This window comes from Streptosporangium sp. OZ121, assembly GCF_051918885.1.
Classification (GTDB): domain Bacteria; phylum Actinomycetota; class Actinomycetes; order Streptosporangiales; family Streptosporangiaceae; genus Streptosporangium.
This window is the reverse complement of the sequence record NZ_JBPXMC010000001.1, coordinates 428,055-448,603: the sequence shown is the minus strand read 5'-3', so window position 1 is coordinate 448,603 and position 20,549 is coordinate 428,055. Positions and strand designations below refer to the sequence as shown.

Annotated in this window: 20 protein-coding genes; 5 read left to right on the top strand and 15 right to left on the bottom strand. The window is 69.9% G+C overall.

Features of this window, described 5'->3' with window-relative positions:
* Positions 1–260: 260 nt before the first annotated feature.
* Positions 261–2,924, top strand: a complete 2,664-nt coding sequence (locus ACTOQ1_RS02250; protein WP_440064033.1) for a glycoside hydrolase family 3 N-terminal domain-containing protein — start codon at positions 261–263, stop codon at positions 2,922–2,924.
* A gap of 101 nt (positions 2,925–3,025) precedes the next feature.
* Here the strand turns inward: ACTOQ1_RS02250 and ACTOQ1_RS02245 are convergent, their stop codons facing one another.
* Genes ACTOQ1_RS02245 through ACTOQ1_RS02200 form a run of 10 tightly spaced genes read right to left on the bottom strand, consistent with a single transcriptional unit; the run spans position 3,026 to position 8,903 of the window.
* A complete protein-coding gene (locus ACTOQ1_RS02245; RefSeq protein ID WP_440064032.1) occupies positions 3,026–3,460 on the bottom strand; it encodes a gas vesicle protein K in 435 nt (144 codons plus the stop codon).
* Complete coding sequence (locus tag ACTOQ1_RS02240) at positions 3,457–3,732, bottom strand: gas vesicle protein (protein ID WP_440064030.1); 276 nt, start codon at positions 3,730–3,732, stop codon at positions 3,457–3,459. The genes ACTOQ1_RS02245 and ACTOQ1_RS02240 overlap by 4 nt, the downstream gene beginning before the upstream one ends.
* The gene (locus ACTOQ1_RS02235; RefSeq protein WP_440064029.1) at positions 3,722–4,516 is read right to left on the bottom strand and encodes a GvpL/GvpF family gas vesicle protein; all 795 of its coding nucleotides are present in this window, start codon (positions 4,514–4,516) and stop codon (positions 3,722–3,724) included. Before ACTOQ1_RS02235 ends, ACTOQ1_RS02240 begins: the two co-directional genes overlap by 11 nt.
* On the bottom strand, positions 4,509–4,934 hold the full coding sequence (locus ACTOQ1_RS02230; protein WP_440064759.1) for a gas vesicle protein: 426 nt from the start codon (positions 4,932–4,934) through the stop codon (positions 4,509–4,511). Before ACTOQ1_RS02230 ends, ACTOQ1_RS02235 begins: the two co-directional genes overlap by 8 nt.
* Positions 4,935–4,944: 10 nt before the next feature.
* Positions 4,945–5,391: a gas vesicle protein GvpO gene (gene gvpO / locus ACTOQ1_RS02225; RefSeq protein WP_440064028.1), complete on the bottom strand. Its 447-nt coding sequence runs from the start codon at positions 5,389–5,391 to the stop codon at positions 4,945–4,947.
* A gap of 45 nt (positions 5,392–5,436) precedes the next feature.
* On the bottom strand, positions 5,437–5,658 hold the full coding sequence (locus ACTOQ1_RS02220) for a gas vesicle protein GvpG (RefSeq protein ID WP_440064027.1): 222 nt from the start codon (positions 5,656–5,658) through the stop codon (positions 5,437–5,439).
* Between the two features lie 16 nt (positions 5,659–5,674).
* A complete protein-coding gene (locus ACTOQ1_RS02215) occupies positions 5,675–6,553 on the bottom strand; it encodes a GvpL/GvpF family gas vesicle protein (protein ID WP_440064025.1) in 879 nt (292 codons plus the stop codon).
* 1 nt (position 6,554) lies between these two features.
* Positions 6,555–6,995: a gas vesicle protein GvpJ gene (gvpJ, locus tag ACTOQ1_RS02210; protein ID WP_440064023.1), complete on the bottom strand. Its 441-nt coding sequence runs from the start codon at positions 6,993–6,995 to the stop codon at positions 6,555–6,557.
* 25 nt (positions 6,996–7,020) lie between these two features.
* On the bottom strand, positions 7,021–8,184 hold the full coding sequence (locus ACTOQ1_RS02205) for an SRPBCC family protein (RefSeq protein ID WP_440064022.1): 1,164 nt from the start codon (positions 8,182–8,184) through the stop codon (positions 7,021–7,023).
* A gap of 5 nt (positions 8,185–8,189) precedes the next feature.
* Complete coding sequence (locus ACTOQ1_RS02200; RefSeq protein ID WP_440064021.1) at positions 8,190–8,903, bottom strand: hypothetical protein; 714 nt, start codon at positions 8,901–8,903, stop codon at positions 8,190–8,192.
* A gap of 897 nt (positions 8,904–9,800) precedes the next feature.
* Between ACTOQ1_RS02200 and ACTOQ1_RS02195 the strand changes: the two genes are divergently transcribed.
* The gene (locus tag ACTOQ1_RS02195) at positions 9,801–10,493 is read left to right on the top strand and encodes a hypothetical protein (protein ID WP_440064019.1); all 693 of its coding nucleotides are present in this window, start codon (positions 9,801–9,803) and stop codon (positions 10,491–10,493) included.
* Between the two features lie 14 nt (positions 10,494–10,507).
* Positions 10,508–13,450, top strand: coding sequence for an AAA family ATPase (locus ACTOQ1_RS02190; protein WP_440064017.1), 2,943 nt, complete (start codon positions 10,508–10,510; stop codon positions 13,448–13,450).
* A gap of 238 nt (positions 13,451–13,688) precedes the next feature.
* Here ACTOQ1_RS02190 and ACTOQ1_RS02185 read toward each other — a convergent pair whose 3' ends face one another.
* Both ACTOQ1_RS02185 and ACTOQ1_RS02180 read right to left on the bottom strand, forming a co-directional pair.
* Entirely contained in the window at positions 13,689–13,919 is a 231-nt protein-coding gene (locus tag ACTOQ1_RS02185) for a DUF397 domain-containing protein (protein WP_440064758.1), read from the bottom strand.
* A 33-nt stretch (positions 13,920–13,952) separates the two neighbouring features.
* Positions 13,953–14,777, bottom strand: coding sequence for a helix-turn-helix domain-containing protein (locus ACTOQ1_RS02180; protein WP_440064015.1), 825 nt, complete (start codon positions 14,775–14,777; stop codon positions 13,953–13,955).
* A gap of 192 nt (positions 14,778–14,969) precedes the next feature.
* Here ACTOQ1_RS02180 and ACTOQ1_RS02175 point away from each other — a divergent pair, with 192 nt between their 5' ends.
* Together ACTOQ1_RS02175 and ACTOQ1_RS02170 are read left to right on the top strand one after the other, a co-directional pair.
* Complete coding sequence (locus ACTOQ1_RS02175; protein WP_440064013.1) at positions 14,970–15,377, top strand: ATP-binding protein; 408 nt, start codon at positions 14,970–14,972, stop codon at positions 15,375–15,377.
* Between the two features lie 152 nt (positions 15,378–15,529).
* Positions 15,530–17,359 (top strand): M14 family zinc carboxypeptidase, encoded by a 1,830-nt coding sequence (locus ACTOQ1_RS02170; protein ID WP_440064012.1) that lies wholly within the window; start codon positions 15,530–15,532, stop codon positions 17,357–17,359.
* A 39-nt stretch (positions 17,360–17,398) separates the two neighbouring features.
* Here ACTOQ1_RS02170 and ACTOQ1_RS02165 read toward each other — a convergent pair whose 3' ends face one another.
* From ACTOQ1_RS02165 to ACTOQ1_RS02155, 3 genes are all read right to left on the bottom strand, one after another.
* A complete protein-coding gene (locus ACTOQ1_RS02165) occupies positions 17,399–18,208 on the bottom strand; it encodes a class I SAM-dependent methyltransferase (protein ID WP_440064010.1) in 810 nt (269 codons plus the stop codon).
* A gap of 186 nt (positions 18,209–18,394) precedes the next feature.
* Entirely contained in the window at positions 18,395–19,930 is a 1,536-nt protein-coding gene (locus tag ACTOQ1_RS02160; RefSeq protein WP_440064008.1) for an aldehyde dehydrogenase family protein, read from the bottom strand.
* Between the two features lie 177 nt (positions 19,931–20,107).
* A complete protein-coding gene (locus ACTOQ1_RS02155) occupies positions 20,108–20,539 on the bottom strand; it encodes a cupin domain-containing protein (protein WP_440064006.1) in 432 nt (143 codons plus the stop codon).
* Between the last annotated feature and the right edge of the window lie 10 nt (positions 20,540–20,549).

Sequence of the window (20,549 nt, the reverse complement as noted above, 5' to 3'; positions counted from 1 at the left end):
CGTCCGGCGAAGCCTCGTCGCGGGGGCGCCCGGTTTGCTGAGAGCGCTCTCATGTGGATGTCGCACCCGCTGGTGCGGACGCGGCGATGCGCCTGGTGGAAGCGGTTCGCGAGCGGCGAAACGCCCGTGAATCACAGGCTGGGTCGAGAGAGCGCTCTCGCGAGGGTATTGACTCAGCTGTGTCACAGCGTCAGGATCTGCGCAGTGCGGACTCGGGGGATTCGCCACGCCCATCGCAGTACCTGAAGAACGGATCCTCGATGATCAGACCCTTCGCCCGACCGGGCGCCCGCCGGAGCGGACTCGCGGTGCTGGCGAGTCTCGCCGTCCTCTCAGCGGGTGCCACCGGGATTCCGAGCGCGGGCGCCGAGACCGCGACGGGCGGCCGGCAGCCGGTGATCGGCAAGCCCGCCCTGGACTCCCACGGCTGCGCCCGCATCGAGAGGAAGCTGCCCACCCTGTCCGAGTGGCCCAAGGTCGAAAGCAGGATCGGGCGGAACCGGTCCGACGAGAAGCGGGTGGCGAAGATCCTCGCGGGCATGACGCTCGCCGAGAAGGTCGGCCAGATGACCCAGCCGGAGATCGCCGCGATCACCCCCGACGAGGTCAGGCAGTACTTCATCGGCTCGGTGCTCAACGGCGGCGGCTCCTGGCCGGGCCGGGACAAGCACGCCACGCAGAAGGCCTGGCTCGACCTCGCCGACGCCTACTGGAACGCCTCCGTCGCCACCCGCGCGAAGATCCCCGTCATCTGGGGCATCGACGCCGTCCACGGCGACAACAACGTCTACGGCACGACGGTCTTCCCGCACAACATCGGGCTGGGCGCCGCCCAGGACCCGTGCCTCGTGCGCGACATCGGGGCGGCGACCGCCCGGCAGATGCGCGCCACCGGCCAGGACTGGGCGTTCGCGCCCAGCGTCTCCGTCCCCCAGGACGACCGGTGGGGCCGCACGTACGAGGGCTTCTCCGAGGACCCCCGGATCACCCGGGCGTACGGGTACGAGGCCGTCAGGGGCCTGCAGGGCAGGCACCCGCGCGGCATCGGCCACGACGGCGTCATCGCCACCGCCAAGCACTTCATCGGTGACGGCGGCACGCTCAAGGGCGTGGACCAGGGCGTCAACCCCGCCTCCGAGGCCGAGATGATCAACGTGCACGGCCAGGGCTACTACGGAGCCCTGGCGGCCGGGGCCCAGAGCGTGATGGTCTCGTTCAACAGCTGGACGAACGCCGAGCTCGGTATCGCCGAGGGCAAGCTGCACGGCAGCAAGCGCGTCGTCAACGACATCCTCAAGCAGAAGATGGGCTTCGACGGCGTCGTCGTCTCCGACTGGAACGGCATCGGCCAGGTCGCCGGGTGCACCAACGCGAGCTGCCCCCAGGCGATCAACGCGGGTATCGACGTGGTGATGGTGCCCAACGACTGGAAGGCGTTCATCGCCAACACGATCGCCCAGGTCGAGAGCGGCGCGATCCCGGTGGCGCGCATCGACGACGCGGTGACGCGCATCCTGCGGGTGAAGCTGCGCGCCGGGGTGCTCGACGGTCCCAAGCCGTCCAGGCGCGCCTTCGCCGGTTCGGCCGAGGCGCTGGAGTCGAAGAGGCTCGCCAGGGAGGCCGTGCGCAGGTCGCAGGTCCTGCTCAAGAACAACGGCAGGGTGCTGCCGCTGGCCGCCGACTCCAAGGTCCTGGTGGTCGGCAAGAGCGCCGACAGCCTGCAGAACCAGACCGGCGGCTGGACCCTCACCTGGCAGGGCACCGGCAACGTCAACGCCGACTTCCCCAACGGCACGACGATCCTCGGAGGCCTGCGCGAGACGCTCGGCGAGGCCGACGTCACCTTCAGCGAGACCGGCGACGGCGTCGACCCCTCGGCGTACGACGCGGTCATCGCGGTGATCGGCGAGACGCCCTACGCCGAGGGCGTGGGCGACCTCTCGCGGCGCACGCTGGAGGCCGCCAAGATCTACCCCGCCGACCTCGCGGTGCTCGACAAGGTCACCGGCAAGGGCGCGCCCGTCGTCACCGTCTACGTCGGCGGCCGGCCGCTGTGGATGAACAAGGAGCTCAACCGCTCCGACGCCTTCGTCGCCGCGTGGCTGCCCGGCACCGAGGGCGGCGGCGTCGCCGACGTGCTCGTCCGGGGCAGGCACCGTGACGGCTTCACCGGCAGGCTGCCGTACTCGTGGCCGAAGAGCGCCTGCCAGTCGCCGCTGAACCCGGGCGCCGAGGGCTACGACCCGCTGTTCCCGCTCGGGTACGGCCTGCGCGACGGCCAGAGCGGGTCGGTCGGGACGCTCGACGAGACCGCGCCCCCGTTCGGCTGTGGCGAGCAGGGCGGTGGCGGCGAGGCGAGCGAGGAGCTGGAGATCTTCAACCGGACCGACATCGCGCCGTACAGGAGCTTCATCGGTTCCCCGGAGAACTGGGGCGGCACCGAGATCGGCGCCGACGGCCAGGCGGCGCACGCCGAGATCGGCGTGGTGCAGTCGGACGTCAACGTGCAGCAGGACGCCCTGAAGGCGACCTGGACCGGCACCGGTCCCGCCCAGATCTACATGCAGAACCCGGCGGGCGGTACGGACCTGCGGGGCTACCTCAACGCGAAGGGGGCGCTGGTCTTCGACACGATCGTCCACCAGCCCCCGGCCGCCAGGACCGTGCTCAGCGTCCACTGCGTCTACCCGTGTTTCTCCGAGGTGGTGGCGACCTCCCTCTTCCAGGGGCTTCCGGTCGGTACGAAGTCGACCGTCAAGATCCCCATCGCCTGCTTCGCCGCGGGCGGCCTCGATCTGGAAGTGGTCAACACCCCGTTCCTCGTCTACACCGAGGGGGCCTTCTCCGCCTCGTTCGCCAACGTCCGCTGGGTGCCGCAGGCGGCCGACGATCCCGACGCGAAGAAGTGTGAGGACCTGACCTAGGAAGAGGACCTCACCCGGGAATCCGAAGGCGACGTGGCCGGAGGGGCTCGCCCCTCCGGCCACGTCGCGCGTCCGGAGGACTGCACGACTCCCGGCGGGCGTCAGTCGGTGGGCAGGAGGGTTCCGAGCGGCCCGAGGTCGAGGTTGAGATCGGACGGCGAGAGCCCGAAGCGCTCGCACAGCTCGGTCATGGCCTCCTCGAGGCGCATCAGCGTCACGCCCAGCACCTCCACCTGCTCGTCCGACAGGTCCCCCTGGTCCATCCGGCGCACGCACTGGCGTTCCACCAGCTGCCGTATCAGCTCGACGAGGGTGAGCACGAGGCGGGTCAGGTCCCGCTCGACGGCCTCCGGGTCGGTGTTCACCCGCCACCGGACGGCCCGCGGCGCTCCTCGCGCGTTCCCGGCCGTGCCCGCGGGCGCGGTTCGCGTGACCTTGAACCTTCTCGCGGCGGGGCGCGGCCGCTCCCGGGTGACGCGAGGGCCCTCCGTGCCGTGGACGTCCTCCGCGAGGGGGTCGCCGGGGAGGCGGGTCACGGCGGGCCTCCTTCCCCTGAGGTCCCGAGGAGTGTGACCGCACCGGGTGGCCGGGCGGACGGGATCGGGTCGGAGTCCCGTACGGAGGTGATCAGGGCGCGCAGGGAGATGCGGACGAGGTCGATGTCGGCGATGGACAGCACGAGGTCCCCGCTCACGACCACCCCGCCGGCCAGCAGCCGGTCGAGCAGGTCCACGAGTGCCACGCGCTCGGGGGGAATGCGCCCCTGGGCGGCGAGCTCGGCGCCTCGTGGCCGGTGGTCACCGGTCATCGGACGTCTCCGCGCGGGCCGGGCCGAGGTCCATCGAGGTGAAGGAGTACGGTGCCCAGGGACCGGTGAGCTGCATCTCGATCCCCTGGCTCCGCAGCGCGTCGACGGCCGCGGTGAACTCCTCGCGGCGGTCCTCGGCGACGAGGTAGGCGCCGTTGAGCAGCATGACCTCCTCGCGGCCGGACAGTTGCGGGTCCTGCGGCCGGTGGCGGTGGCCGGCGACCGAGACCGACAGCAGGGCGGCGTGAATGTCCTCGGCACGCCGCGCCGCCCGGCGCCAGGCGTCCTCCCGGCCGCGCAGGCTCGCCCGGCGGCGTTCCAGGTACGCCCTTCCCGGGCTGTCGGTCTTCGCGGGCGCCTCCTCGGCGCGGGGAGCGTCCGTGCCCGGTTCGGCGTACGCCTTCACCCCCCACTCCCTGCACCCGGTGACGTGGGCGAGCAGCTCGGTGAAGTCGTCGTGCCTGCGCCGGAGCAGGTCGCGGACCTGGTCCTCGGTGCTGTAGACCGTCACCAGCCGGACCGGGGCCGTGGGAGCCTCCTCCGCCACGGCCTCCACGACGCGGTTGTGGGCGCGGGCCGTCCCCCCGACCCAGTCCAGGTCCTCCAGGGAACGTCGCAGCGGCTCCTCGCCGAACTCCTCCAAAGGCACCGGGCTCACGTACGCGACCAGGCCCTGGTGGGTGATCGCGCGCACCGGCGCTCCGGCCACGCCCACCACGTGACCCGGGAGGACGCGGCCCACGTCCCGGGCGATCGCGTAGAGATACGTGCCCGCCTCAGGCATCGCGCTCCTCCCTCGGCCTTGCGGCCCTTCTCGGCTCCCCGGCGTCATCGGGCGAACGGGCGCGCTCCCCCCTGCCGAGGGAACGGCGCCGGGTGCCCTCGCCGGTCTCCACAGTGGCCAGCCGCTCGCGGAGGACGCGGTTCTCCTCGACCAGGTCGCGATCGCGGGAGGTGAGCCACGGGTCGTGTTCCCACCAGTCGATCCCCAGCTCCCGCGCCGTGTCGACCGAGGCGATGAGCAGGCGCAGCTTGATGGTGAGCAGCTCGATGTCCAGCAGGTTCACCCGGATGTCGCCCACGATCACCACACCCCTGTCGAGCACCCGCTCCAGGATGTCGGCGAGGTTGCCGGACGACTCCCGCCCGCCGGGCGTCCCCCCGCCGTAGGACCGGGGGAAGGCGCCGCCGGGTCGCGTCACGTCGGCCACGTCAGCCCGCCTCGCCGCTGTCCGCCCGGCCGCGCCTGTAACGCCTCGCCCTGCGGTACGACAACAGGTCGCCGGCGGGGTCCATCTCGATCTGGTAGAGCGACAGCATGTCGCCCGACGAGGGGACGTGACGGTCCTCGACGACCTCGACCTCGACCAGCCAGCCGTCCTCGGTCCGTCGCACCAGCGTCACCCCCTCCGTGTCCTTCGCGGTCAGGCTGACGATGTGCCGCAACCCGGCCGCTCCGGCGGTCGCCGCCGACAGGGCGGGGGAACGCCGCCGCGGCTCCTTCGCGGGCTCGTCCTCGTCCTCGTCGAGGTCCTCGTCGAGGTCCTCCTCGTCCAGGTCCTCCTCGTACGGTTCCTCGTCCTCGAAGGCCTCGTCACCGGCGGTTCTGTAGGAATCGTCGGTGGAGCGTTCCTCACGGGTTCTGCGCCTGACAGGCACGCGATCACTCCCCTCGTCGTCTCCGTGCCGGTGCGGTCGTACCGGCTAGGCGATCATCTCTGTGAGAATCCGCTCCGCCGCCGCGGCCTCCTCCTCCTCGGAGATCTCGCCGCGGGCCCTGGCCTCCGCCAGTTCCTCCAGACGGCGCCTGACCGCCGCGGGACTCCGGAGTTCCTGCTCGGCCTGTTCCTGAAGCAGCTCCGCGAGCCGGATCAGCCCGCGCAACGGCGCGAACGGCAGTCCGAGGATCAGCCCCAGCGGTTCCACGATCGATCACCTTCCTTCACGTCCTGACGAAGTCGTACGCCGCCAGCGGACCGAGCAGGCGCAGCTCGACACGGCCGGCCCACCGGGTCCGGAACTCGTCCAGGGCCTCCTCGATCTCCGGCCGCCGGTCGGCGTCCGCGAGCAGGGCCACGTGGGCGGCGTCCTGCTCGTGGGTGGGCTCGCGCACGACGATGGAGACGCAGAGCGGGTCGAAGGTGTCGACCAGCGCGCCGGTGTCGGCCTCACGCTTGGCCGCGATCGACGTGTTGACCAGCTCTCCGATCCGCATCCTCGCGTCCCACGTCACCTCCTCGGGCTGTCCGCGGATCTCGTCGCGCAGCCGCGCGATCTCCGGGTTCTCGTCGAGCACCTCCCGCAGGACGGCCTGCTCGACGTAGCGCCCCTTCACGACGTACTCCACGCGTCCCTCCAGCTCGTTCAGCGTGGCGAGGAACTCGTCGTGGTAGGGGGCGAGCAGTTCGTCGACGACCGCCCGGGCGTCCGTCACCACCGCCCCGAAACGCAGGGGGAGCACGGGCACCTCCGCGGCGGTGGCGTCCAGCAGCCGCTGGTGGGCCATGAGGTCGGCCGGCCTGCCGAGGGGGCGGTCGGTGGAGATGCCGCTCACCAGGGCGGCGATCTCTTCGTGGCGCACCAGCTCGACCGCGTTGGGCGGGTCCCCCACCCCCCGGGTGCCCGGGGTCAGCTCGACGTCGGAGGGAATGATCCCGTACACGTAGGTGCCGGTCACGCGCCCGGGGGCGTCGGGTCCTCCGGACCGGGCCGTGGCGGCCCGATCACCGCGACCGGTGTCGTGCCGTCCGGCCGTCCTGGGGGCCTCGGTCCTGGACCTGCCGGTCCGGACCGTTCCGCGCTTTTCACTGGAACCGCGCATCTCACTCCTCCCTGCGCCGCTTGCGGCGGGGCGCCGGCTCGCGCTCCTCGCCGGCCTCCGCGAACTCGTCCTCGCCGGACTCGCCGCTCGTCAGGCCGCGGAGCTTCTCCTCTGCCGTGTCCAGCAGTCCCTGCGTCGCGCCCTTGACCTTTTTCCTGCTGCCGTTCTCCGTCATGCCCTCCACCAGCTCCGGCAGCCCCTTCTGGTTGCCGGTCTGGGTGAGGTCGAGGCGGTTGACGGCCTCGGCGAAGCGCAGGTAGGTGTCGACGTTGGCCACCACGACGCGTGCGTCGATCGTCAGCAGCTCGATCCCGACCAGGGAGACCCTGACGTAGGCGTCGATCACGAGTCCCTTGTCGAGGATCGTGTCGATGACGTCGGCCAGGCCCGATGAGGACCCATGGCCGCTCGCCCCGCCGCCCGAGGGCTGAACGATGGTCATGGCGTTTCCTCCCTGGTCTCCCCGGTCACGTACGGCTTGCCGCCTTGCGGCGGACGGGGCGCCTGGGCGCCTCCTTGGCGTTCTTGGGACCTGCGGTGCCGCGGCGCTGCGACGGGCGCTTGGGCTCTTCCTCTTCCTCCTCCTCTTCCTCGGGCTCCTCTTCCTCTTCCTCTTCCTCTATCTCGTCTTCGTCTTCTTCCTCGTCCTCGTCGGCCGCGCGCTCTTCCTCGGGCTCCTCTTCCTCTTCCTCTTCGAGTTCGTCCTCCTCGGGCTCCTCGGGCTCCTCCTCGGTCTCGGCGCGATCCTGCTCAGGGCCTCCGGGCCCCTCCTCCTCGGCCTTCTTCTTTTCCTCCTCCTCGCGGAGTGCCGTCTCCTGGTCCTTGACGACCTCGCTGTCGCGGATCTCGCCGCGCCACCCCTCCAACTCGTCGGGATGCAGGAGCACCCGGCTCATGACGTGCCGCCGGAAGTGCTTGAGCTCGAGGCGCGCGCGCCTGCCCTGGGCACGCCACAGGTTGCCGGTGCGCTCGAAGAGGCCCTGCGGGTAGTACTCCAGGACGAGCAGGATCCGGGTGAGCTCGGGAGCGACCTCGTGGAAGGTCACGGCGCCGTCGACGTGGCCCTTCTGCCCCTTCGACCGCCAGATGATCCGCCTGTCCGGCAGCTGTTCGAGGATCGTCGACTCCCAGATCCTGCGGGACCAGAAGACCTTCGCCGTCCACTCCAGTTTCTCGTCGGACTTCTGCTCGACGCCCTCGACCTTCTTCATGAAGCTCGAGAAGTCGCCGAACTGGGTCCACTGGTCGTAGACGACACGGACGGGGGCGCCGACGTCGATCGTCTCGATGATGTTGATCATCTTCAGCTTCCCGCTCTGACCACCCTTGCCGCCTCCGGTGAACTTCTTGACCAGGCCGCCGACCGCCATCTTGCCCAGCCCCTTCACCATGCCTCCGGCGATCGCCGTTTTGGGGTGTTTGGAGCCGGTCAGCGCGCTGATCAGACTGGATCCGCCGCTTCCGGCGTAGTCGGTCAGACGGCCGGTCACGCCTTCGACCTTTCCGCTCACCGACGACAGAGCCCGCTCTCCGAGGGCTCCCATGAGGTTGTGGAATTCCTGGCTGAGCCGGTTGGTGGGCGGCTCGTCGCCGCCCTCACGGTCGGGACGCTTTTTTGAGGTCTCGGCCATCAAGGTCACCCCCGTGCCCTGGCGGGCGTCGGCTTGCTGCGGGAAGAGGCCGATCCGCTCCGGGAGGGAGGCCGGCGCTTGGCCTTGGGCCGTGGCTCCTCTTCCTCTTCTTCGTCCTCTTCGTCCTCCTCGTCACCGGAGTCCCGGGGTGCCTTCCGGGTGGGCTTGGCCGCACCACGGCGTTTGGAGGAGGCGGGACGCCTGCGGACGGGCGGGGCTTCCTCTTCTTCCTCTTCCTCTTCTTCCTCGTCCTGCTCCTCCTCGTCGGTCTCCGGCTCCTCTTCGTCCTCCTCGTGTCGCCGGGCCTTCCTGCGGGACAGGATGCCCTTTATGCGCCCGCGGCGTCCCTTGGGCTCCTCGCCTTCCTCGCCCTCCTCGGGCTCCTCTCCCAGGTCCTCCAGGTCCTCCAGCGGGTTGCGCAGGGACTCCGCCCGGTCGTGAAGCCTGGTGCTCAGCGAGTCGATCTGCCTGCTCACCGCGGCCTTGGCGGCGGCCTTGCTCGCGTCCACGAGATCGCCCCGGACGCTTTCGGTGATCTTCGCCAGTTCCGGGGAGGAACTGAGCACCTTCAGCCCCTGCTGGAGAAGGTCGCCCTGGCCGGAGGTCAACCGGCCGGTCGCCCCGGCGGCGGCCAGCGCCATCGCCAGCCGTAGCTTCTGGCGTCGCCCCAGGAGGTAGCCGCCGGCTACGGCGAGGGCTATTCGTACTTCATTGTTCACGATCATCACTCCTTGTCGGCTGTCTCGTCGTGCGCTCCACCTCCCCGAGGGGTTTTCACCGGCACATCGCTAAGGAAGGCTGCATTGATGAGTTTTTATGCCTTTTCTTTTAAAGGCATAAAATCATTATATTTCGTAGGCCATAGATCTCCTTACCCTGAAAAATCTGAATAAGGGTATATATGGGTAAAAAGGTAACAAAAGGGGCATTGCTCTGGCCGGGGGTGTTCCGCGAGCTCTTTCGTGTCCTCCGCCGGAGTGCGCGCGCCCGTGTGGGGCGGGTGGGGGCGTGTCCGCCCTAACGCGGCGGCCCGATCACCGGGGACCCGCCACCCCCACGGGGGCCGGTGATCGCCGGCGGCCGTGACCTCGACCGGTGGCGACGGCTCACGATCGGCTTTTGAGAATTCATCGCGGAACATGATCCGTCGTTATTGTCAATGTCGCTCCGAATGGGTACGCGCGCCATTCGTCGATTCATGTCATGGCGGGGAGAGGATCCTCCGCGGCCGGAGTCCGGTCCCTCTCCGCCCCGGCCGCGCCGGGGACGGCCGGAGTCCGGCCTGGGGCCGCTCGGGAACATCGCGGGGCACGGCCGGCGGGCTCCGCACCGGTTCCCGCCCGCTCGCGGCACGGTTCGGCGCGTCGTGTGGTCCGGGGATCGTCCGGTCCGGAGAAAAAGGGAGAGGGAAGGCCCGCCCGGCCTCTGTTCCGAAGCGGAGGTTGAGGGTTCAATGATGTCGGGAATCCAACAGCGGCACTGTGTAACAAGTGAAGCCGGGTTCCTGGAAAGATTTGGTCAATTTTTCGCAGATTGGGAGAGCCAAGAGAGGAGAGAGTTGCCTGGAAAACGGGCACAACCACCTCGTTAACCCGTAAAGCGGAGGTATAGCCCTGGTGAAAAGATCGAGGGCCGGGTTCGCCGTGGTGGCCGTGGCGGTCGTCTCCGCCATGGTCGGCGGGCTCACGGGATGCGCACGTGCCGAGTTCACCTACGTTCGCCACGACGACGGGCAGACGTACTTCAAGGTTCCGGCGACCTGGCGGAAGGTCGACCAGGCGGCGCTGGACAAGGCGACCATCGGGGCCGATCCCGAATCGGCCACCGCGCGGCTGCGCAAGCAGCTCATCTGGTCGGCCGCCTACGACGCCCACGCCGAGCCGTCCGCCGACCACCTTCTCGGCTACGGCACCGGAGACGAGCCGTTCGTCTTCGCCCGGATCGCCAAGCTCCTCCCCGAGGAGCAGGACTCGTTGTCCCTGAACACCATGCGCAACTCCGTCCTGCCCGTCACCGAGACGGTGCGCAAGGAGTACGCGGAGATCCCCGGTTATCCGTTGCGGGACTTCGAGCTGCTCGCCGACGAGGTGCTCCAGCCGGGAGACGGCCTGCGCGGGGTGCACGTGCGGTTCAACTACGAGATCCAGGGGGCCGGGATCGAGACCTTCGACCTCACCTCCTACCTGGCCCAGGACGGCAAGCAGATCTCCACCCTGCTGATCCGTTGCTCGGCCGCCTGCTACCGGAAGCGCGCCGGGGAATTCGAGAAGATCGCGCAATCTTTCAAGGTCAAGCGGCTCGCCGGGTGAGGAGAAGCCCGTCCATGAAGTCACCTCCACCGCCTCCCAACTTCGAAGGACTCCGGGCTCCCGGCTCCGGGCCGACGGATCCGCATCCCGACAAGCGCAAGAAGATGCCGTTCTGGGACCGGATCAAATTCCTGCTCATCCTGACGATCATCTACTTCATCCTGGTGTGGAGTGAGATGGCCTCGTACGAGGGCATCATCACGTTCCGGGATGCGATGATCATCACCGCGATCGCGGCGCCGTGGATCTTCTGGCTCCTCGGGGCGGAGTTCCTGCGGCAACTCCACTTCTTCGTCAGCGAGCGGTCCGCCGGATACAACCGGTTCTGGACGCGCGGCGTGTTCGGCGGCTTCGAGCGCTGGACCCATCGCCGCTTCTCCGACTGGAACCGTTTCAGGATGGCGCGCGCCATCAAGTGGGCGTTCTGGATCGCGGTGCTCGCCCTCATCCTCGGCGAGGTGCTGGACACCTCTCCGGCGCTCGCGCTGTTCCAGGCGCCCGCGCTGCTCTGGCAGGCCCTGCCGTACATGGCGCAGCTCGCCTTCGCGTTCTTCTTCATCGCCTTCCAGTTCATCGGCCTGTTCTGGCTGCTGTCGCGGGGCGGCGTGGAGACGTACTTCCCCGACGACATCAAGACCCGCTTCACCGACGTCTGGGGCCAGGACCACGTCGTCGAGCGGGTCAAGGAGAACATCGTCTTCCTGGAGAGGCCGGACGCGATCGAGGAGCGCGGCGGCTACGTGCCCAGCGGCCTGCTGCTGTGGGGCCCGCCGGGCACCGGCAAGACCCTGATGGCCGAGGCGGTGGCCGGGGAGACCGGCAAGCCGTACGTGTTCGTCGACCCCGGCGCGTTCGTCAACATGTTCATGGGCATCGGCATCCTGAAGGTGAAGTCGCTGTTCAGGAAGCTGCGCAAGCTCTCGCTGCGGTACGGCGGCGTGATCGTCTTCTTCGACGAGGCCGACTCCCTCGGCAAGCGCGGCTCGCTGGCGCAGCAGGGCCCCAGGGGCGCCCCCGGGTTCTCCCCGCACACCGCCGGATGCCACGGCTTCGGCTACCTCAGCGAGGACACCCGCTGGCTGCTGACCCGCCAGGGCGCGGCCGAGCCGAAGGAACCCGACACCGGCCGCAGCCGCTTCATGATGGGCGGCATGGGCGGGGGCGGCGGCGACCCGGGCACGCTGCAGGCGCTGCTCACCGAGCTGTCCGGCCTGAAGAAGCCGAGGGGCATCGTCAACCGGCACGTGCGAAGGCTCTTCGGCATGCGGCCCAAGCCGCCGCCGAAGTACCGGATCCTGGTCATGATGGCCACCAACATGCCCAACTCGCTGGACGAGGCGCTGCTGCGGCCGGGCCGCATCGACCGCATCTACAAGGTGGGCTACCCGTCGAAGGCGGGCCGGGTCCGCACCTACCGCGGTTACTTCGACAAGGTCGACCACGAGCTGACCGACGCGCAGCTGGACAAGCTGGCGACGATCACGCCCTACGCCACCGGTGCCACGATCAAGGACCTGGTGAACGAGTCTCTGATCACCGCGATCCGCGACGGCCGGGAGACCATCACCTGGTCGGACGTGACCCGCGCCAAGCGGCTCAAGCAGCTCGGGCCGCCCGAGGACGTGGAGTACATCGAGCGCGAGCGGCACGCCGTGGCCGTGCACGAGGCCTGCCATGCCGTGGCGGCGTACCGCACCCGCTACCACCTCGAGATCGACATCGCCACGATCGAGAAGGGCGCCGACTATCTCGGCATGGTCGCGAGCATCAAGCCCGAGGACCAGTTCACCCGCTGGAAGTCCGAGCACGAGGCCGACATCATGGTCTCGCTCGCCTCCCTGGCGGGGGAGCGGATGTTCTTTGGCGACGACAACTCCTCCGGTGTTTCCGGCGACCTGTTCTCCGCGACGTACCTCACCGCGCTGATGGAGGCGCACTGGGGCATGGGCCGCGGGGTGACCTCGGTGCCCGCGCTGCAGGAGCTGGAGATCATGGGCGGCAAGTCGATGCCCAAGCCCGGCGGCGGGGGGATCGGCTTCACCAAGGCGCCGGGCGGCGGCCAGCCGCTCGCACCCGACGTGCTGGGCGAGCGCATCGAGTTCAACCTGGTGGGCCTGCTCGACCGGACCGAGGAACTGCTGCGCGAGCACCGGCGGGACGTCCTGTGCCTGGCGCACGCGCTGGAGGCGCACAAGACGCTCAACGGTGACGACGTGGTCGCGATCCTGGAACGCAGGCGGGGGCCGTTGATCGACGGCTCCGTCTACCTCTCGGAGGACTTCTACGACGAGATCGAGGAGTATCACCTGGAGGCGGCGCGGGCGCACCGCGAGCACAGCCACGTGGCGCGCGCCCTGCCCGTCCCGCCGGCGCTGCCCCGGCTCGAACCCGCCGCGGTCGTCCACGGCGCGGTGCTCACGGGCAACGGTCACGGTTCCACGGTGTCGAGCACGGTGCCGGGTATGGTGCCGGCCGCTGTGTCCCCGGCGTCCCCGGCGTCCCCGGCGGCCATGGCCGAACCCGACTTCGTGCCCTGGGGCGACGACACCCCGGTGCGCCGCCCGTCACCGCCGTCGCCCACGCCGCCGCCCGCCGCCCCCGCGACGCGCGGCGGGAAACCGCGGACGGTGTTCGTGATCGCGGCCAGCCTGGCCGCGCTGGCGACCTTCACGGCACTGGGCACCTACGCGCTCAACGGCGGGACGGTCGCGCTGGGCCGGGCCGGCTCGCCGGATTCCGGCACGCTCGTGGTGGTGGTCGTCGCCGTGCTGGCGGCGATCGTGGGGGCGGCGATCGTGGCGGCGGTCACCCGGGGGTCGCAGGCGGCCAGGGCCAGGGCCGAGGCCCAGCGGGACAGCGCCGTGGAACGGGCCCAGCTGCTCGCCGCGGCGATGGACCCCGAGGTCGCCATGCGGATCCTCGGCTACAACGGCGACGGCGAACGGCCCCCGCGCTGAGGATTCCCGGCGGGTCGCGGAATTTCCGACAGGCGACGAGTGGCGAGAAACGAGCGACGAGTGACATGGAAGCGAGGCGACGAGCGGCGAGAAACGAGATGACGAGCGACGAGGCAACGAGCGCCGATGACGGGCGACGAGTGACGGGCGACGAGCACAGCCCGCCGGGCCGAGGCCGCGGGCGGGCTGTGGTCGGAGGTTCCGGGGAAACCGTGAGGCAGGTCTCCCCGGAGGTCCGTCAGTCGAACTCGCCGTCCTTCACGCCGCCGACGAAGGCGTCCCACTCGCTCCGGGTGAACGCCAGCGCCGGGCCGCCCGGATCCTTGGAGTCGCGGACGAGGTAGAGGTGGTCGGAGTCGGCCTTGTGGACGGCGACCGCCGCGTCACCGGGGACGACCGCCACCTCCACGCAGTTGCCTCCGTTGGTGCTGCGGACGCTCTTACGCCACTGGGCGCCGGACAGATCCATCGTGGACCCTCGCACTTTTTCTTCCTTCGGGTACTAGGGGGTGGAAAACCTTCTCGCCATCTGGGCGATGAAGGCCGCCGACGCCTCCTGACTGAGAGCCATGGCGCAGAGGCTCTCGAACATGGAGGCGTATCGGCTGACTTGCGCGGGGTCGTCCGGCACGTTCCCGCTCGCGGCCTGCTCCAGGTAGAGCAGGTCGGGATCCTCCGGTTCGGGGAAGCTGAGCAGGCAGAACTGGCCGTCCATCGCGGGGTGGGCCCCCGCGGAGAACGGGATGACCCGTATCTCCACGTTGGGCAGTCCGCTGAGGTGGACGAGATGCTCCAGCTGCTCCGACATGATGTCGCGACCGCCGATCCGACGCCGGATCACCGCTTCGTCGAGCACGGCTACGAGGTGGATCGGGTCACCGGGTCCGTGCAGCAACCGCTGACGCGAGATGCGCACGGAGACCGTCTCCTCGACCTTGGAGGGGGTCTGCACTACTGAGGTCGCCTCGGTCACCGCGCGTGCGTACGGTTCGGTCTGCATCAGGCCGGGGACGACCAGCGGCTCGTACGAGCGCACGAGCGACGCCTCCGCCTCGAGCCCGATGTAGGAGTCGAAACCGGGTTTCAGGGTCTCGCGGTGGGGGTGCCACCAGCCCCGCCTCCTGGCTTCGACGGCCATCTGGATCAGGGAGTCTCGAGCCTCCCCGGTCACGCCGTACACATCGGTGAGGGCCGACACGTCCGAGGGGCGAGGCCGGGACAGGCCCGTCTCGTACCTCCAGACGGTGGTGTCGGTGGAGCCGATCCGCTCGGCCACCTCCACCCGCGTCAGCCCGCTGTCCTTTCGCAGACGGCTCAGTTCAGCCATCAGACGGCGATGACGGGCCGTGGGGCTGCGTCGAGAAGCCACGCATCTACCTCCCTCCGTCCTTTGATAGCAAATCTGTGGAATCCCAACATGAGGTATTGCAGTCCTTGATAGAACAGTTCACCGTGAGTGAGTGTGCCATCTCACAGGGCGATGTGCATGGAATATGCGTGTCAGGGAGTGAGGTCAATCATGACGACCGGACGGCGGGCCGTCTCACCCCGATCAACGGTGACCCTCAAGGGGGTCCCGGAGTCGGTGTCGGTGGCGCGGAGCCGGGTCAGGGAGCTGCTCGGTGAGGGGCACCCCGCGTCCGACGACGTCGTCCTCCTGGTGAGCGAGGTGGTGACGAACTCGGTGCTCCACTCCGGTTCCGGAGGGGGCGGCGAGGTCGCGATGACGGTGGCGGTGGGGTCGGCCGCGGTGCTGGTCGAGGTCTGCGACGCCGGGTCCGGGGCGTCGGCGCCGCACGTGCGCAACGACCCGGAGGCGGAGGGCGGGCGGGGCATGTTCCTGGTGGATCTGCTCGCCGACAACTGGGGCATCCAGGACGACGCCCCCGAGGGGTCCAGGACGCTCTGGTTCGAGGTCGTCTTCTGAACCTCTCTCGTTCTCACCCCGCTCCTTTCCATGGCGCGGAGCCGAGTTCCCGCCGCCCCCAAAATTTGGGCCTTTGCTAATCAACGCGGCTGTTTGACTCTCGGTGGAGGCACGCGACAAAACCCTAGAGTGCGTGCCTGAGGAGGACGCAGGTGAGACGCCGTCTGATCGTGGTGTTCGCCGCCTTGGCGCTGTTGTGCCTCGGTGTGACCGGGGCGGGAGCCTCGGCCGAGCCACAACCGAACAGCCAGTACAAGGTCCAGGGGCCGAGCACCGCCCAGCAGCGAAGCGCGGTGGCCGCCACCGGTGCCGCGATCGACCAGGTCGACCCCGACTCGGTCGTGATCACCGCCAGCGAGGCCGAGGTCGCCGAGGTCAAGAAGCTCGGCTACACCGTCACGAAGATCCCCAGGTCGTTATACCCGACCGGGCCGGAGCAGCGCTCCGACTTCCCGTCGGCGGACTCCGGCTACCACAACTACGCCGAGATGACCGCCGCGGTGAACCAGATCGTCGCCGACCACCCGACGATCGCCCGCAAGATCAGCTACGGCACCTCGTACGAGGGACGCGACCTGATCGCCGTGAAGATCAGCGACAACGTCGCCACGGACGAGAACGAACCCGAGGTGCTGTTCACCCACCACCAGCACGCCCGCGAGCACCTGACCGTCGAGATGGCGATCTACCTGCTCAACCTGTTCACCGACGGGTACGCCACCGACAGCCGCATCGCCAACCTGGTCAACGGCCGCGAGATCTGGATCATGCCGGACCTCAACCCCGACGGCGGCGAGTACGACATCGCCACGGGCTCCTACCGCTCCTGGCGCAAGAACCGCCAGCCCAACTCCGGTTCCTCGGCCGTGGGCACCGACATGAACCGCAACTGGGGCTACAACTGGGGCTGCTGCGGCGGCTCCTCCGGCTCCCCCTCCAGCGACACCTACCGGGGCTCGGCGGCCGAGTCGGCCCCCGAGGTGCGGGCGGTCGCCAACTGGGTGCGCAGCCGGGTCGTCGGCGGCGTGCAGCAGATCAAGGCGCACATCGACTGGCACACCTACAGCGAGCTGATCCTGTGGCCGTACGGCTACACCTACAACGACACCGGCCCCGGCCTGACCCAGGACGACCGCGACGCCCACGCGGCCCTGGGCCAGAACATGGCCTCCACCAACAACTACACCCCCCAGCAGGCCAGCGACCTCTACATCACCGACGGCACGATCGACGACTGGCTGTGGGGCGTCTACAAGATCTTCAGCTACACCTTCGAGATGTACCCGGTCAGCTCCTCGCCGGGCTTCTACCCCCCCGACGAGCAGATCGTCCCGCAGACCACCCGCAACCGGGAGGCCACGCTGCGCTTCCTGGAGTACGCCGACTGCGTCTACCGGATCATCGGCAAGGAGTCGCAGTACTGCGGCACCGGCACCCCGCCGGTGACCGTCTACTCCGACGAGTTCGAGACGGCGACCGGCTGGACGACCAACCCGTCCGGGACCGACACCGCCACCTCCGGCCAGTGGGAGCGCGGCGACCCGGCGGCCACCACCTCCAGCGGCGCCAAGCAGCTCGGCACCACCGTCAGCGGCACCAACGACCTGGTCACCGGCAGGCTCGCGGGCGCCTCGGCCGGCGAACACGACATCGACGGAGGCATCACCAGCATCCGGTCACCGGCCATCACCCTGCCGTCGACCGGGACGCTGAACCTGTCGCTGTCGTGGTATCTGGCGCACGGTTCCAACGCCTCCAGCGCCGACTTCTTCCGGGTGAAGGTCGTCGGCTCCACCACCACCCAGGTGTTCCAGCAACTCGGCGCGGCCTCCAACCGCAACGGTGCCTGGGCCGTGGCCACCGCCGACCTGTCCGCCTTCGCCGGGCAGAGCGTCCGGATCCTGATCGAGGCCGGTGACGCCTCCGGCGCCTCCCTGGTCGAGGCCGGGGTCGACAACGTCAAGATCACCCAGCAGCCCTGATCCTTCCTCGGGGCGTCTCCACCGGGGGCGCCCCGAGCTTCAGGCGCGGCAGACCAGCTCGCCGTGGAGCAGCGACAGCCAGCCGTCCGGCTCCCCGGCCCAGGCCCGCCAGCCCTCCGAGACGCGGCGCAGGTCCTCCTGGGCGGCGGCGCCCGAGGCGAGCGCCTGGCGGGCCATGTCGGACTCCAGGATCCGCTCGGCCCACATGCCGCCCCACCACGCGCGGTCGTCGGGAGTGGCGAAGCACCAGGTCGAGGAGGTGGCCGAGACGTCGGTGAACCCGGCCGCGTGCGCCCACGACAGCAGCCGCCGTCCCGCGTCGGGTTCGCCGCCGTTGGCCCTCGCCACCCTCTGGTACAGGTCCAGCCATTCGTCCAGCTCGGGCGTCTCGGGGAACCAGGCGAACGCGGCGTAGTCGCTGTCGCGCACCGCGACGATCCCGCCCGGCCTGCAGACCCGCCGCATCTCGCGCAACGCCCGGACCGGGTCGCCGACGTGCTGCAGCACCTGGTGGGCGTGGACGACGTCGAAGGTGTCGTCGGGAAACTCCAGCGCGTGCGTGTCCGCCACGGCGAACGTGATGTCGGAGCGCCCGCGCCGCGCCGCCTCCGCGCGGGCCGGCCCGAGTGCCGCCTCGGTGATGTCGACCGCGGTGACCGCGCCGGGCGCGATCCGCTCCGCCAGGTCGACGGTGATGGTGCCCGGCCCGCAACCCACGTCCAGCAGCGTCATGCCCGGCTTCAGGTGCGGCAGGAGGTGGGCCGCCGAGTTCTCCGCCGTACGCCACCTGTGTGACCTGAGCACGGACTCGTGGTGCCCGTGCGTGTATATGGCGTCCTTGCCGGTCATGAGGTCCTCCCCGTTCTCGTCCGCTGGTCGGACCATAACACGGGTCTCATATTTCAAGAAAAATAGTCTCACCATATGAGCGTCATGAACGTGGCGGGAACCACCCGCGGGTGGCGTCAGGGCATGCGAAGGGCCGGTACCGGCACGTCCGGCCGGTACCGGGCGACGTCAGGGACGTCAGGCGCGTCAGAGGCGGAACCCCAGGTCGGGGACGATCTCGGCGACGTCCATCTGGGCCTTCTGAAGCCTGCCCGAATGGTCCCAGTTCATCGCCTGCCACCGGGTGAACTGGTCGAGGACCCACATCCCCGACTGGCGACTGCCGTTGCCCGACTTGCCGTTGCCGCCGAAGGGCAGGTGGGCCTCCGCGCCGGAGGTGGAGTTGTTGACGCTGACCATGCCCGCGCCGATGCCCTCGCGGAAGCGGAAGGCCGACGCCGGGTCGGTGGTGTAGATGGACGAGGAGAGCCCGTAGCCGGGGAGGTTGGCCAGGTCGACGGCCTCGTCCAGCGTGCCGAAGGACGTCACGCCGACGATGGGACCGAAGGTCTCCTCCAGGAAGAGCCGGTCATCGGGACGGACGCCGTCCACGACCACCGGGTGGTAGTAGAGGCCGCCGTCCCCGGTGAAGTCGCCGCGCGGGTTGTCCGGGGTGATGCGGCCGACGGGACCGGAGACGACCGTGTGGTGCGGCTGGATCCAGCCCAGATACTCCTCGTAACGCGAGGCGAACCTCCGGTCGAGCAGCGGCCCGCACAGCACGTCCCCCGCGGGGTCGCCGACCGCGGCCCCGGCCACGGCGTGTGCGTAGCGGCGGAGGAACTCCTCGTGGACGCTCTCGTGCACGATCACCGTGCCGAGCGACGTGCAACGCTGCCCGGCGGTGCCGAAGCCGGCGAACAGTGCGCCCTCCACGGCGAGGTCGAGGTCGGCGTCGGGCATGACCACCATCGGGTTCTTGCCGCCCAGCTCCAGGCAGGGGGACTGCAGGTGGCGCCCGCACAGTTCGCCGACGCGGCGGCCCACCTCGGTGGAGCCGGTGAACCCGACCTTGTGCACCGTGCCCTCGGCCAGCGCCGCCTCCAGGCCCTCGAACGTCGCGGCGCCGTCGGCGAGGACCAGGTTCAGCACGCCGTCGGGCAGGCCGGCCGCGGTGAACAACCGGTAGAGCGCGTGCGCGGAGGCCGCCGCGTACTCGGCGGGCTTCCACACCACCGCGTTGCCGCACAGCAGCGCCGGGACGAGGTACCACGACGGCACCGCGACCGGGAAGTTGCCCGCGGTGATCACCGCGGCCACCCCCACGGGGACCCGGAAGGTGAACAGGTTCTTGTCCGGCATCTCCGAGGGAACCGTCTGCCCGTACAGCCGCCTGCCCTCGCCGAGGAAGAAGTCGCACGTGTCGACGATCTCGCGTACCTCGCCCAGCGCCTCGGCGTACGGCTTGCCGATCTCGCGGGTGACCAGGCGGGCCAGCTCTTCCGCGTTGGCCTCCACCAGACGTCCGATCGAGGCGACCACCCGTCCCCGGACGGGCGCGGGGACCCGCGCCCACTCCCGCTGCGCGGTGGCGGCCGTGCGGCACGCGGAGGAGAACGTGCTCGCGTCCGCCAGCCGGACCCGCGCGACCACCTCGTCCCCGCGAGCCGGGTTCACCGACTCGTAGGCCGTGCCGCTGGACGTTTCTTTTCCGCCGATGACGGAGACGATCTCGCTGGTCACCTTCGACCTCCCGGTGTCGACCTGTGACCGCATTCTCCCCGCGTCGGGGGAGGCCGTCACATCGACCGGGAGGGCGTTCGCGTCGTCTCCCCCAGCGGCCCGTCCGTCACGCCGTCCGTCACGGTGTTCGTCGCATCGTCCGCCGTGTCGTCCGTCACGTCGTCCGCACGCCGTCCGTCAGGCCATCCGGAAATCGGCGAAGTCGAAACCGGGGGACACGACGCAGCTCACCAGCACGCCCTCGGCCCCGGCCGGGCGGGCGGCCTGCCAGGTGCCGCCGGGCAGCACGGCCTGGAGGACCTGCCCCTCCTCCACCAGCGGCCCCAGGGTCACGGTGGAAGGTGGCTGGCCCTCGTGACCGCCGAGGATCAGCGTCAGCGGGCCGCCCCGGTGCCAGAACCACACCTCGTCGGAGGCGACCACGTGCGGGCGCGACTCCTCGCCCGGCTCCAGCAGGAAGTAGATGCCGGTGGCGGTGGCCCGCGTGCCGGCGTACCCGGGCGGGGTGAGGTCGACGGAGGTCCTCCAGGTCTCGCGGAACCAGCCGCCCTCGGGGTGCGGCAGCAGGTCAAGGGCCTCGGCGAGCGGAGGACGCGAAAGGGTCGTCATCGCACTGATT